The sequence below is a fragment of the Micromonospora sp. NBC_01638 genome, assembly GCF_045209745.1.
Classification (GTDB): domain Bacteria; phylum Actinomycetota; class Actinomycetes; order Mycobacteriales; family Micromonosporaceae; genus Micromonospora.
In genome coordinates, this window is sequence record NZ_CP109273.1 from 761,460 (window position 1) to 774,339 (window position 12,880).

Sequence of the window (12,880 nt, forward strand, 5' to 3'; positions counted from 1 at the left end):
CGATGTTCGCTCGGCACGGCCGACCGATCACGCCGACTGATACGCCGCCTCGCCGACCGGCATAGAAACGCCACCTGCGGGTATGAGCCGTGGATGAGGGCGAGTTTCCGGCTTGGCCGGGTCGCGGGGGTGCCGGTCGGCGTCAACTGGAGTGTTCTGGTCATCTTCGCGCTGATCGCCTGGGCGCTGGCCGCCAACCAGTTTCCCCGCTCCTACCCCGGCCGTTCCCCGGTGGCGTACACCCTGGCCGGGCTGGCCGCGGCGGTGGTCTTCTTCGTGGGCCTGCTCGCCCACGAGGTGTCACATGCGGTGGTGGCCAAGCGCAACGGGCTGACGGTCGGAAGCATCACGCTCTGGCTCTTCGGCGGGGTGGCCGAGTTGCGGGGCGAGCCGCGCGACCCGGGCGCGGAGCTGCGGATCGCGGGCGTCGGCCCCCTGGTCAGCCTGCTGATCGGGGCGTTCTTCGGTGCCATCGCCGCACTGCTGGCGCTGGCCGGGCAGGGCGGGTTGCTGCTCGGTGCGGTGGCCTGGCTGGCCGGCATCAACGTGCTGCTAGCGGTCTTCAACGTGCTGCCGGCCGCGCCGCTGGACGGCGGCCGGCTGCTGCGCGCCGTGGTGTGGAAGGCCACCGGCGACCGGACCCGGGCGTCGGTGGTCGCCGCCCGGGCCGGCTGGGTGCTCGGCGCGCTGTTGATCGGTCTCGGACTCTGGCAGTTCCTGTCCGGGGTGGGCTTCGGCGGGTTGTGGCTGGTGCTGATCGGCTGGTTCCTGATCGGCGCCGCCGGGGTCGAGGAGCGGCAGGCACGTACGGGCAACGCGCTGCGCGGGATCCGGGTGGGCGACGTGATGACCCCGCAGCCGCAGACCGCCTCGGCGGAAATGACGGTCGCCGACTTCGTCGACCACTACCTTTTCGCCTACCGGCATTCGGCGCTGCCACTGACTGAGGAGGGCCGACCGACCGGCCTGGTCACCGTCGACCGGGTGCGGGGCGTACCGGCCGAGCGGCGGGCGTCGACGACGCTGGCGGAGGTGGCCTGCCGGGCCGACGAACTGGTCCTCGCGCAGCCGGGAGAACAGCTCAACGACCTGCTCCCCCGGCTCAGTCAGTGCGCCGACGGCCGCGCCCTGGTGGTGACGGACGACGGCCAACTGACCGGCATCATCTCCCCCAGCGACATCAGCCGCGCCGTCCAACGCAGCACCCTCCGCACCCCGGCCGACTCTCGTTGATCATGAAGTTAGCGGCACGACACGCCGACACCGACACCGCTAACTTCATGATCACCCGGAGGGTCGGTCAGGGTCGGGGTCGGGGTCGGGGTCAGCGGGGGAAGTAGTGGTCCAGGAGGTTGGTGCGGAACTTGCCGGTCGGGTCCAGGTGGGTCAGCAGGGCGGCGAAGTCGGCGTAACGGGGGTAGCGGGCCGCCAGCTTGGCCGGGTCGGTGACGAAGACCTTGCCCCAGTGCGGGCGGGGTGCGAACGGTGCCAGGCGCTCCTCCACCTCGGCCACCACCGGCAGCACGGCTGCGGTGTCGTCGATCCAGGTGAAGTGCAACACGAAGCTGTCCCGCCGGTGGTTCGGGCTGAGCCACAGCTCGTCCGCCGCCACCGTACGCAGCTCGCACACCAGCAGGACCGGGGCGATCAGGTGCGCCATGTCGTCCAGCGCGGCCAGCGCCTCGACTGCCGCCGTACGCCCCAGGTGGTATTCGGACTGCAACTCCTCGCCGCTGCTCGGGGTGAAGCCGAGCTTGAAGTGCGGCAGACGCTCGTGCCACGGACCCGGCTCGCCGAGCTGCGGGGTGCAGTTCTCCGCCGGCATCCCGAGCACCGGGTGCCGTGGCTCGTCGGCGGCGGTGGTGCCGAGCCAGTCCGCCGGGGGCGGCGGCTGGTCCGTCACCTGCTTGCGCCACACCTCACGCAGCCGAGGCGTACGCCAGTCGGTGAAGACACTCACGCTGTACGCCGAGCCGAGCGCCTCGTCCAGCGCCTCCCGGTGCAGGTCGAGTCGCACGTACTGGCGCAGCTCGAAGGCCGGCACCACGTCCAGGGTGACCCGGGTGACGAGGCCGAGCGCGCCGAGCCCGACCACCAGGCCGGCGAACGTGTCGCCGTCGGCGTCGCGGTCGACCCGCAGCAGATCGCCGTCAGCGGTGACCAACTCCAGGCCGGCGACGGCGGTGGCCAGGTTGCCGTGGGTCTGGCCGGAGCCGTGGGTGGCGGTGGCCACCGCGCCGGCCACCGAGATGTGCGGCAGCGAGGCGAGGTTGGCCAGCGCGTACCCCTGGGTGTGCAGTTGTCGGGCGACGTCGCCGTAGCGCATCGCGCCGGTCACGGTGACCTGCCGACGCTCGTGGTCCACGTCGACCGCCGGGGGCAGGCCGGCGAGGCTGACCAGGTCGCCGTCGGTGTCACCGAAGCGGTTGAAGGAGTGCCCGCTGCCCACCGCCCGGATCCGGGTGCTGCCAGTGACAAGTCGGCGCAGCTCGTCGACGGAGGTGGGTCGGTGGAACGCCTGCGCGGTGTACCGAACGTTGCCGGCCCAGTTGCGACGCGGAACGTCGGCCGCGGTGGCCGAGGTGGCGTTCTGCCCCTGCGCGATCATGTGGCGGTCTCCCGATCGGTGGACTGGTGGTCGGCCAACGCGGCGACGAGGGCGTCCAGAACCGTATCCGTCTGGAGCCGACCGTAGCCACGCTGGGCGACCGGCAGGCCAGCCGCGCAGGCACGTTCGATCTCCCCCCGAACCGCCTGCCGGGTCTGCGCGTCCCCGGACACCAGGGCGTCCTGGCCGCGCCGGATCATCTGGTCGATCCGGTCCAGCTGGTAGCCGCGCAGACCGGTGGGCAGGTCCGGGTCGGCGAAGGCGGCGCGGCGCTGAGCGGGCAGATCGACGAAACGGCCTCCGGCGTGGCGGGCGAGCGCGGCGGAGACCTGCTCGGGCTGTTCGCGGACCTGGTCGAGGACGAGCAACTCGATGGCGGGGCGGCCGTCGAGCGGATGGCGGGCGGTCAGCGGCTCAAGCGTCACACCCGGCACGGGCACCAGCAGCAGCCTCGGCCGTTGCGGATGGCCGTCGCGTCGGGGCGGCTCGTCGAGGACCAGCGCGTCGATCTCGGCCCACCGGATCACCCGGCGCAGGCCGGGCCGTCGGATGCTGAGCCCTTCCGCGCTGATCTCGAACCGGAACGGTCGCAGCGCGCTGACCAGTGCCACAACGCCGAGCGCGACAGCGCCCACCGCGATGATCGTCCGTAGCAGGGCGCCGTCGCGCGGCAGCGCCAGCAACACCACCCCACCGAGTACGCAGGCCAGGGCGAGCACCCGGGCGCCCCGACTCCGGCGCAATTCCACGCTCGGACCCCCGTTCATGACCGTGGCGTCGGTGTCGACATCCTGCGCCAGAACGGGCACCGAGGACACCGGTCGATCGGGCACGGTTGTTCTCGTCATCGTCGGGGAACCCTACGCTCATGAGCAGCTACCGTGATCCCGCCCTACGGGGCGACGTCTTCCCCTCCGAGGAGGAGCTGGACCCCACCGGGGTCGAGCCGGCCAGCGCCCCGCCGGCCGGCGGGTTGCCGAGCCACCCGGCGCCCACGCCCGGGCCCCGACCCACACCGGCGCCCGCTCCGGCCCCGACGCCGGTGCCGGCACCCGGCCCGCCGCCGCGCGCACCCGGAGCGCAGTCGATCGTGACCCGGCACCTGGACGGCTCGGTGGAGGTGGTCACCGACCTCGACGGCGACGGCGTCGCCGACGTCGTCCAGATCGACGTGGACGGTGACGGGATCCCGGACATCACCTACGTGGACAGTGACGGGGACGGGCAACTGGACACCGTGCTGCGCGACCCGAACGCGGTCCGAACGGCCACCGGCGCTCACCGCGCCTGACCGGCGGAGCCACACGCGGCGGCGGCGCGCCTGCTCAGAGCTTCGCCATCACCTCGGTGGCGACCAGCTCTAGGTGCTCCAGGTCGCTGAGGTCCAGCACCTGGAGGTAGATCCGCTGGCTGCCGACCTCCGCGTACCGGCCGATGGTGTCCAGGACCTCCCCGGGGGTCCCGGCCAGGCCGTTGGCCCGCAACTCGTCTGGTTCGCGGCCGATGGCGGCGGCCCGGCGGGCCACCTCGGCATCGTCCCGCCCACAGCAGAGCACCAGGGCGTTGGACCAGACCATCCCGGTCGGGTCCCGGCCGATCTCGACGCAGGCCGCGCGGACCCGGTCGAACTGCGCCGCCGTGTCCGGCACCGCGGCGAACGGCAGGTTGAACTCGTCGGCGTAACGGGCGGCCAGCCGAGGGGTCCGCTTCGGTCCCATTCCGCCGAGCAGGATCGGCGGGTGGGGCTGCTGCACGGGCTTGGGCAGTGCGGGCGAATCGCTGACCGGGTAGTACCGACCGGCGTGCTCGAACCGCTCCCCCGGCGGCGTGGACCAGAGCCCGGTGATGACCGCGAGCTGCTCCTCCAGCCGGTCGAACCGCTCGGCCAGAGGTGGGAACGGGATGCCGTACGCGGTGTGCTCCTCGGCGTACCAGCCGGTGCCGATGCCCAGCTCCACCCGGCCGCCGCTCATCTGGTCGACCTGCGCCACGGTGATCGCCAGCGGGCCGGGCAGCCGGAAGGTGGCGGCGGTCATCAACGTGCCGAGCCGGATGCTGCTGGTGTCCCGGGCCAGGCCGGCGAGGGTGGTCCACGCGTCGGTGGGACCGGGTTCGCCGGTCACGTCACCCATCATCAGGTAGTGGTCTGACCGGAAGAACGCGCCGTAGCCAGCGTCCTCGGCGCACCGGGCTACGGCGAGCAACTGGTCGTAGGTGGCGCCCTGCTGGGGTTCGGTGAAGATCCGCAGTTCCATGATCCGAGCATAGGTAGCCGATGGGCCGTGCCGCGCCCGAACTGCTCGGCGAGAGCTGACCACGCGAAGCCCCGACGACGCCCAGCCGGGGACCCGTCAGACGTACGGCCGGATGATGTACGCGGCGCGAAGTGCGGCCAACCCGGCCGCCTTCGGCGTCAGGGTGCCCCACCCGGAGTTGAAGTAGTTGGTTCGCACGATCCGTGGCCCACGCTCGGCGTTGAGCTGGGCGATGGCCGCCGGCACAGTGGCGATCCAGGCCGGCTGGTCCGGAATCTCGGCCACCCGCACCCCCCACTCCCCGATGATCACGGGCCGGGACAGCGCCACCGGGCCGAGGTCCGCCACCGCCCAGTCCTTGGTCCGACGAAAGCGGGCCAGCGCGGTGTGGCTGGCGTCGGTGGCGTACGCGTTCCACTGGAGGAAATCGAGTCGGGCCATCAGCGACTCCGGGTGGGTGCGCTGGAAGCAGGCCCGGTCGAAGCCACCCAGCCCCACCGAGAAGGTCGTGCCGGCGGGCAGCGCCCGCGCCTTGAACCAGGTCAGGATGTAGTTGATGGCCTGCACCGCCCGCCAGTCGGACCCGGCCCAGGTATACGCGGCACCGGCCTCGGTGGTGCCGAACTCGTGGTCGGTGTCCAACTCGGAGGCGAGCTGGATGTTCACCCCGAAGCCGAGTGTCCGGTATTGCGACAGCGCGCGGGCGAACAACCCGTCGCACTGGCCGCTGACCACCTGGTTGTACCCGTACGCCTTGGGCCAGGTGGTGCCGGGGCGCTGCTGAATGGTCATCGACGGCGCCGGCACGGTGTAGGTGACGCCGTCCACGGTGAAAGTCTGCGGCCCGGCGTCCGGGGCGCCGTAGTGCTTCAACTCCAGGACCATGTTCATCTGCACCCCGGCTTTCCCGAGGGTGATCAGCCAGGGCCGGTTGTAACCGGGAAAGATGTAGCCGTCGGCGAAGCTGCGGTACTGGTTGAGCGAGCGGAAGTTGCCGCCGGCCATGTCGGCCGTCGGGTCGGCGCCGCCGGACAGGTAGTAGCCACCGAGCACCGGCTGGCTCAGGCTGTAGTCGGCGGTGGCCGTCGCGGTGTTTCCGGCGACGTCGCGGATCTGGACGGTGACCTGGGGCATCACGCCACCGACCGATACACGGCCACGGAGCCGTTGTCGGACACTCGGGTCCAGGTACGCCCGGAGTTGTCGGTGACGATCACGGTGAGCGGATCGATGACCACGTTGGCCGTGGCCGGCGCGCTGCTGTTGCCCTGCGCGTCGGTGACCACGATGGTGACGGTCAGGGGCTTGGTCTCGGCGTCTGAGTAGGTGATGGTCAGCAGCATCTGGTCACCTGATGCGAAGACGGATGCGTTCAGTGCTGCGCTCGCGGTGGGAGTGGCCATGACAGGCCCTCTCTGGTCGGGTCGTCGGGTCCGGGCGGGGCGGGTGAGCGACGCCGGGCCGGCGGGTGCACGGGGTCCGAAAGGGATGGGTGGAACACCGGCGCAGGCGACGCGGCCACGAGGCGGCGTCGGCGATGAGGCGGCGTCGGCGATGAGGCGGCGTCGGCGATGAGGCGGCGTCGGCGATGAGGCGGCGTCGGCGATGAGGCGGCGTCGGCGATGAGGCGGCGTCGGCGATGAGGCGGCGTCGGCGATGAGGCGGCGTCGGCGACGATGACGTCCTTGTCCCGGCGAGGAACGGAACCGCTGCGGGCGCCCCCAGCGGTGTCGGTACCTGCCCCAACAGTGCGCCACCCGAGGCTCCACCGTCCTGTCCGGTATGCGACAGGGGCCCCTACTGACCTGCGGAAACATGAAACGCCCGCAGCGGCAGAGCGCGGGCGTCACCGACCTGGAAGGTCGCCCGGGCGTCGGTGACACGGGTACGCGCGGTCGCCCACGAACCCCTCCGAGCGGTCAACGCCGGTCACGCGAACGGGACCACTGTGAGCGAGGATCGTCGAGGTCAGCGCGCCGGTGCCCCGTTGGCGTTCACGTGAGGTGGTCGGCGGGGGCGGTCTGGAGCAGCCAGGCCAGCGGCATCCGTGCCCGCGCCTCGTAGGCGCCGTCCCCGCCCAGCCGGTGCAGAGTGACTGTCTGCGCGCCGTCCCGGTCGACCACCCAGTACTGCGGGATTCCCGCCGACGCGTACTCGCGGACCTTGGTCACCGAGTCCATCGCCTCCGACCCCGGCGAGACGATCTCCACGACGAGTACGACGTCAGCGACCGCGGCCCAGACGCTGCGGGTTGGCGGCTTCCGCCACACACTGAGGTCGGGAATGCGGCCACCGTCACCGTCCGGTCCGGAAATGCGCAGACCGGCCGCCTGAAGCACCTGTTCGGCGGGCCATCCGGCCATGATCAACCAGGCGAAGAGTCGACTAGCGATCATGGCGTGTTCCGAATCGGGTGGCGGCATGACCGACAGGACCCCCTCGGGGCTGGTCTCGTAGCGGTGACCGTTCGGATCGGCGGCGTTCATCGCCGCCACGTCGTCGAGCGTCACAACGGCGGGCATGTGCATGCCAACGGCCTCAGCGCTCATGAGCCTCATCCTAGGCGACCCGCGGCGCCGACTATCGCAGCGCAGAAACGCGTCACAGGTGGTGAACGTCGGTGAGGGGTCGACCTCGATGACCGTGCCGACGTACGCGGGCAGAGATTTCCCTCTCGGCCTGCCTTCGACTCAGCGACGTCGCCGTGCCGCGTCGAGCAGAGCGGGCGGGGTGTCGAACTTCTCGTGTGCGGCAAGGTCGACGCCAGGTGCGACGATCGCGTCGATCGCATCGAGCACGTCGGTGGAGAGCACGGTGTCCGCGGCGGCGAGCTGGGTGTGCAGGTGGTCGATGGTGCGGGGACCGATGATCGCGCTGGTCACGGCGGGGTGCGCGGTGACGAACCCGAGCGCGAGCTGGATCATGGTGAGGCCGGCCTCGTCGGCGACGGTGGCCAGTCGCTCGACGGCATCGCGCCTGGCCCGATTGGCCGGGATGGTGGTGTCGAAGCGCTCGGGCAGGGTCGCCGAGCGGCTGGTGGTGATCTCCCGGCCCGCGCGGACCGCGCCGGACAGCCAGCCGGAGGCCAGCGGGCTCCACGCGAGCACGCCGAGGCCGTACTGCTCGGTCACGGGCAGGACGTGGGCCTCGATCCCGCGCTGCAGGATCGAGTAGCTGGGCTGCTCCGTGACGTAACGGCTGAGGTGGTGCTCCCGCGCGGCCCACTCGGCCTGCACGAGACGGTACGCGGGGAAGGTCGACGAGCCGAAGTAGCGGATCTTTCCCGCTCGCTGCAGATCGGTCAGCGCCGACAGGGTCTCCTCGTCGCTGGTGGTCGGGTCCCAGCGGTGGATCTGGTAGAGGTCGACGTGGTCGACGCCGAGGCGGCGAAGGCTGTTGTCCAACTCCGTGACCAGCCAGCGGCGCGAGCTGCCCCGGTGAGCGCGCTCGTCGCCCATGGGCAGGCCCGCCTTCGTGGCCAGCACGACGTCGTCGCGGCGGCCGGCGATGGCCTTGCCGACCATTTCTTCCGACTCGCCCTGGCTGTACACGTCGGCGGTGTCGATCAGGTTGATCCCGCCCTCCAACGCGGCGTCGACGATCGCCGTCACCTCATCCTGGGTGGTGTGCCCGAGTTTGCCGAAGTTCATCGCGCCGAGTACGAGAGTGCTGACCTGTATGCCGGTGCGACCCAAGGTGCGGTACTGCATGGCTGTTCCTCCATGAGACGGAAGCGTGGCTTGGCTCTGGCCCATCTGCTCTGGCAAACTGGGCAAGTGGAACGTTGTTCCGCTAACGAATATACGGAACAGTGTTCCGTTTGCCAAGCCGAGTGAAGGGGGTAACGACATCGACAGCGGATCAGGGCAGCCGGCCCCGCGGAAGCGGGCTGACGCTCGGCGCAACGAGGCGACACTGCTGGACGCCGCCGCCTCGACTTTCATCACCTCCGGCGTGGACGCGCCCGTGCGTGACATCGCCGCCAGGGCCGGCGTCGGTGTCGGAACGATCTACCGCCACTTCCCGACGCGCGCCGACCTCATCGTCGCCGTCTACCGACACCAGGTCGAGGCGTGCGCGGAGGCCGGCCCGACACTGCTGGCCACCAGCGGCACACCGCACGCCGCCCTGGCGCAATGGATCAACCTCTTCGTCGACTTCCTGGTCACCAAACACGGCCTCGCCGAGGCGCTACAGTCCGACAACGCCGCCTTCGAGACTCTGCACGCCTACTTTCTGGACCGCCTCGTGCCCGCGTGCGCCCAACTGCTCGCCGCCGCCGCCGCGGCGGGCGAGATTCGGGCCGACGTGAGTGCCTTCGATTTGCTGCGCGGCGTCGGCAACCTCTGCATCGGCGCGGCTGAACCCCGCTACGACGCGCGCCGCATGGTCGGACTCCTCGTCGCCGGGCTGCGCCTCCGCTAGAGCCGGCTGACAGCGATAGCTTGGTGATCATGGCGGATTGGAAGATTCGACCCGCTTCGATGGCGGACGTCGAGGCGGTGGCCGAGTTGCGGGCCGTGGTGCTGCGGGCCGATCTGGAACGGCTCGGACGGTACGACGAGCAACGGGTGCGGCAGCGTCTGCGGGACGGGTTCGCACCGGCGTACACCTGGGTTGTCGAGGTGGGTGGCACGTTCGCCGGCTGCGTGGCGCTGCGGCCCGCCGCGGACGCCCACTGGCTGGAGCACTTCTACCTGGCCCCGCACCTGCAGGGCAGCGGCATCGGTACGGCCGTGCTGCGTGGGCTGCTGGAGCATTGCGACCGCGATGGCACCCTGGTCCGGCTGAACGTGTTGCAGGGCAGTCCGGCCCGGCGGTTGTACGAGCGGCACGGATTCACGCTGGAGACCGAGGATCCGCTGTCCTGTTCGGACAGCGAGTGACGGGCGTGCCGGTCGTGCTCGCGGCCGTGTCGATTGCCATGTCCGGTTTCACGACCGCGGCGATCTACGCGATCGTCGTCACGGACCTGCGCCTACCGACGACGTTTCTGGGTGTGCTGGCCAGCGCGCAGGGCGCCGGCTCCATCATCGGTGGCCTGATCGTGGGCCGGCTCATCGCCCGACAGGGTCCCGTTGCTGTCGGCGCCGCCGGCACGGTGCTGTTCGCGGTCGGCTGCCTGGCACGTTGCCTGCCGTGGGTGCCGGCCACGGTGGTCGGCGCGGTGGTCGCCGGCGTCGGCCTGCCCTGGACCCTGGTCGCGGCGGTGACCGCTGTGCAGACGCACACACCGGTGGCGCTGCTGGGCCGGGTCTCCGCGACGGCCAACACCGCGATGTTCGGACCTCTCGTGCTGGCGATCCCCGTCGGCTCCGCGGCTGTCCACCTCGGCGCCCGCCCACCGCTCATCGCCGCGGTCCTGATCTGCCTGACGGCCGTGGCCACTGTGTCCGGTCGCCCGCTGACACTCCGGCACGCCCACTGAATGGCAGGACGGGGTCCCACGACCCGCTGACGTAGCAGCAGGTCGTAGCCGGCGGGCTCATGGGCGGAGCCGGGACCGGACAGCTCCTCCGGGTGCCGGACCTTGCCGATGTCGTGCACGACGTCGCCGCGCAGCTCGTTCAATCGCGAGGCGGGCCGTAGCGGCGGGTCTCCCGACGCGGTGAGAGCGCGGCGCAGGGGGTCGGACGTCACCGCAGCAAGGGTACGACCACCCGCCCTCGACAACTACTGGTCAACACCGTTGCGTTAGGGCGGCGGTCGTGGTGGCAACCCCTCCGAAGACCGCTCCTGACGCCGAGTGCCTGACCCGAACGTCGGACGAGGCGCCGGCACCCACGCATCGCCTCCTTTGCTCTGCTTCAACCCAGGCAACACCGCGCGTCCGATATCCGGACACCGGGTGTTGCCTCCGCTGAAGCAGAGCAAAGGAGCACCCGAACACCCTCACCACCGCAGGGATGCCCAGTGACCAAGCCCTTGCCTCGCCGACCCCGCCCTAACGCAACAGCGTTGAACTACTGGTCATCGAGTGATCAGCTGACGGCCAGTACGGGCAGGCAGCGCTGCGCTGTAGCGTGCGCCTCATGACGATGACGCCGCTGTGCGTCCCTGCGCAGGGTTCTCGGTGACGCGCCGTCGCCGGCTCCTGGTTGCCGCGACGCTGGCTGTCGCACTGTGTGCTGGGTACCTGTCGATCACCACCCGCCATCGCCTCGACCACGGCAACTCGTGGTGGCACGGGGCCGACGCGGAGTCCCGTACCGAAGGGCCGACGACGGAGGTGCGGTTCGCCTTCGATCCCGGACGGCAGATCACGTTCGGCGCTACCATCCGCAATCCCGGTCCGTGGCCGGTCACGATCACCGGCATCGCGGTCGGTGACGGTCCAGCGGACCAGCACGTATTCACGATCGCACGCCTGGCGGTCAATCATGCCGAGGAGGCCACCGCCGCCCTGTTCGACCCAGCTACGGCGACGCCGTTCCGGTCGACCACAGTGCCGGCGGGCACCCAGCTGCCGGTCTTCGTCGCGATCACGATCCCGGACGCGGAGATGGCCCCCGGGGATGGGTTGTTCTTCGATGACCTCGCGGTCGACTACGCGGTGCTCGGCCTGCCTCGTCACCAGCGGGTACCGATGGGCTTCCGGCTGCTGGTCCACTCCGAAAGTGGCTACGTCCCCGTGAGCTGAACCAGAATCGCCGCTGTCCCCCGCCTGACCCGCCCCAGTCGCGGGGCAACCAGAGCTGGTTCGCTCGGGCTACGCTCCCCCGCACCAGGGAAGGGGTCCGTCGGTGAGGCATCGACTACGGCAGGTCGCGATGATGCTGCTCGGCGCAGCGCTGGTCGGCACGGTCGGCCTGAGCCTCGGCTCCTGGTACGGCGGCCGCGGCACAGCGCCGTTGCGCTCCAACCGAGCGCAGAGCATGGCGGCAGAGCTGGTTCCCGGCACCGAACCAATCGAGTCGAGAATCGGCCGTAACTACCTCTACGGCTTTCTGGCCCCCGACGACTTCGGCTCCGCGTACGCGGAATTCCACTACCGCGACACTGCCGACTGCGCGCACTCCGATTCGGTACGACGCAACGCCACATCGCTGGGGTGGCAGGGCAGCCACCGGGTATCGGGCACGCCATGCGATGGCTGGCGGGCCGAGCGGGACGGGCTGACGGCCACGCTCACCCAGGTGGACCGCAGGGCGATACTGAGGTTCGAGCCAACCGCGCCCGACGGATACGTCGCCATCACGCTCGCTGCCACCGTCCTTGGTGCCACGGCTGGGGCGGCGCTGTTCTGGATGGCGGGACGGCAACGTCCACCCGTACCCCGGTTGGTTGGCACGCTGGTGACGATCGTTCTCCTTCCGGGCGTCGCCATCACCTGGCAGGACCTGATCCTGAATGGGTTGGCTGAGCCGGTGTGGCCGATCTGGCGGGCCCTCGCTCCCCTGCTGGTACCGCTGTCGCTCGTGCTGCTGCTGGTGGGGCTGATCATCTACGTGGGTCGACGGGACCCGAGCCGGGTTTCCCACTCGAGCACTAGCCAGCTCTGAACCGTTCGCCCGTCGGCGTGGATACTGTCGAACCAGGCCGCTCAGTCTGGATGAGGTCGAGCTGTTCGAGCTCTCCAGGGCTCGCCTGGAGGCGATCGCCTATCGCCTGCTGGGCTCGGCGAGCGACGCCGAGGACGCCGCCCAGGACACGTTCCTGCGTTGGCAGGCCGCCGACCGGGAGCGCGTCGAGACGCCCGAGGCGTGGCTGACGAAGGTGCTCGCGCGTCCGCGGACCACAGCGTTCCCGGCGCCGTCGAGCACGCGTACGACATCGCCGGCAGGCCCTCGGCGCTGCGGTTGCGCGACCGCCTCGACCAGCTCGCGGCCTGCGGGACCGTGCTCGTCGTCGGCGGCGGCCTCACCGGCCTCGAAGCGGTCACCACCGACGCCCGGGTGATCCCGGCCCAGGTCACCGTGTGGACGGCCGGCTTCGCCGTCCACCGCATCGCCGCGATCCGAACGGAGAGCCTCGCGGCCACTCCCTGACGAAGCGCGCGCCAACCCTAGGCTGTCGC

The 12,880-nt window shown here is 70.8% G+C and carries 14 protein-coding genes and 2 pseudogenes; 9 read left to right on the forward strand and 7 right to left on the reverse strand.

The features are described from left to right. Positions 1–93 precede the first annotated feature (93 nt). A complete protein-coding gene (locus OG811_RS03395; RefSeq protein WP_406072048.1) occupies positions 94–1,233 on the forward strand; it encodes a site-2 protease family protein in 1,140 nt (379 codons plus the stop codon). Between the two features lie 91 nt (positions 1,234–1,324). On the opposite strand, the gene OG811_RS03400 is transcribed toward OG811_RS03395, so the two are convergent. Beyond that, positions 1,325–2,608: an FAD-binding protein gene (locus tag OG811_RS03400; RefSeq protein ID WP_406072050.1), complete on the reverse strand. Its 1,284-nt coding sequence runs from the start codon at positions 2,606–2,608 to the stop codon at positions 1,325–1,327. Next, the gene (locus OG811_RS03405) at positions 2,605–3,456 is read right to left on the reverse strand and encodes a hypothetical protein (protein WP_406072052.1); all 852 of its coding nucleotides are present in this window, start codon (positions 3,454–3,456) and stop codon (positions 2,605–2,607) included. The genes OG811_RS03400 and OG811_RS03405 overlap by 4 nt, the downstream gene beginning before the upstream one ends. A 20-nt stretch (positions 3,457–3,476) precedes the next feature. Between OG811_RS03405 and OG811_RS03410 the strand changes: the two genes are divergently transcribed. Then, on the forward strand, positions 3,477–3,899 hold the full coding sequence (locus OG811_RS03410) for a hypothetical protein (protein ID WP_406072054.1): 423 nt from the start codon (positions 3,477–3,479) through the stop codon (positions 3,897–3,899). A gap of 34 nt (positions 3,900–3,933) precedes the next feature. On the opposite strand, the gene OG811_RS03415 is transcribed toward OG811_RS03410, so the two are convergent. The 5 genes from OG811_RS03415 to OG811_RS03435 form a co-directional block, all read right to left on the reverse strand. Then, positions 3,934–4,863, reverse strand: a complete 930-nt coding sequence (locus tag OG811_RS03415) for an LLM class F420-dependent oxidoreductase (protein WP_406072055.1) — start codon at positions 4,861–4,863, stop codon at positions 3,934–3,936. Between the two features lie 96 nt (positions 4,864–4,959). Further along, complete coding sequence (locus tag OG811_RS03420; protein WP_406072057.1) at positions 4,960–5,997, reverse strand: hypothetical protein; 1,038 nt, start codon at positions 5,995–5,997, stop codon at positions 4,960–4,962. Further along, positions 5,997–6,266, reverse strand: coding sequence for a hypothetical protein (locus tag OG811_RS03425; RefSeq protein WP_406072059.1), 270 nt, complete (start codon positions 6,264–6,266; stop codon positions 5,997–5,999). The genes OG811_RS03420 and OG811_RS03425 overlap by 1 nt, the downstream gene beginning before the upstream one ends. Positions 6,267–6,857: 591 nt before the next feature. Further along, a complete protein-coding gene (locus OG811_RS03430) occupies positions 6,858–7,412 on the reverse strand; it encodes a Uma2 family endonuclease (protein WP_406072061.1) in 555 nt (184 codons plus the stop codon). Between the two features lie 141 nt (positions 7,413–7,553). Next, positions 7,554–8,573 (reverse strand): aldo/keto reductase, encoded by a 1,020-nt coding sequence (locus tag OG811_RS03435; RefSeq protein WP_406072063.1) that lies wholly within the window; start codon positions 8,571–8,573, stop codon positions 7,554–7,556. A gap of 139 nt (positions 8,574–8,712) precedes the next feature. On the opposite strand from OG811_RS03435, the gene OG811_RS03440 reads away from it, so the two are divergent. The 7 genes and pseudogenes from OG811_RS03440 to OG811_RS03470 form a co-directional block, all read left to right on the forward strand. Further along, on the forward strand, positions 8,713–9,288 hold the full coding sequence (locus OG811_RS03440) for a TetR/AcrR family transcriptional regulator (RefSeq protein ID WP_406075485.1): 576 nt from the start codon (positions 8,713–8,715) through the stop codon (positions 9,286–9,288). 29 nt (positions 9,289–9,317) lie between these two features. After that, positions 9,318–9,749: a GNAT family N-acetyltransferase gene (locus OG811_RS03445; protein WP_406072065.1), complete on the forward strand. Its 432-nt coding sequence runs from the start codon at positions 9,318–9,320 to the stop codon at positions 9,747–9,749. Continuing rightward, positions 9,746–10,291 (forward strand): MFS transporter, encoded by a 546-nt coding sequence (locus tag OG811_RS03450; protein ID WP_406072066.1) that lies wholly within the window; start codon positions 9,746–9,748, stop codon positions 10,289–10,291. The genes OG811_RS03445 and OG811_RS03450 overlap by 4 nt, the downstream gene beginning before the upstream one ends. A gap of 645 nt (positions 10,292–10,936) precedes the next feature. Continuing rightward, positions 10,937–11,503 (forward strand): hypothetical protein, encoded by a 567-nt coding sequence (locus OG811_RS03455; RefSeq protein ID WP_406072068.1) that lies wholly within the window; start codon positions 10,937–10,939, stop codon positions 11,501–11,503. A 103-nt stretch (positions 11,504–11,606) separates the two neighbouring features. Next, entirely contained in the window at positions 11,607–12,365 is a 759-nt protein-coding gene (locus OG811_RS03460) for a hypothetical protein (protein ID WP_406072070.1), read from the forward strand. A 46-nt stretch (positions 12,366–12,411) separates the two neighbouring features. After that, positions 12,412–12,585 (forward strand): annotated as a pseudogene (locus tag OG811_RS03465) (sigma factor); the annotation flags it as partial. A gap of 11 nt (positions 12,586–12,596) precedes the next feature. Then, a pseudogene (locus OG811_RS03470) lies at positions 12,597–12,845 on the forward strand (hypothetical protein); the annotation flags it as partial. Positions 12,846–12,880 lie beyond the last annotated feature (35 nt).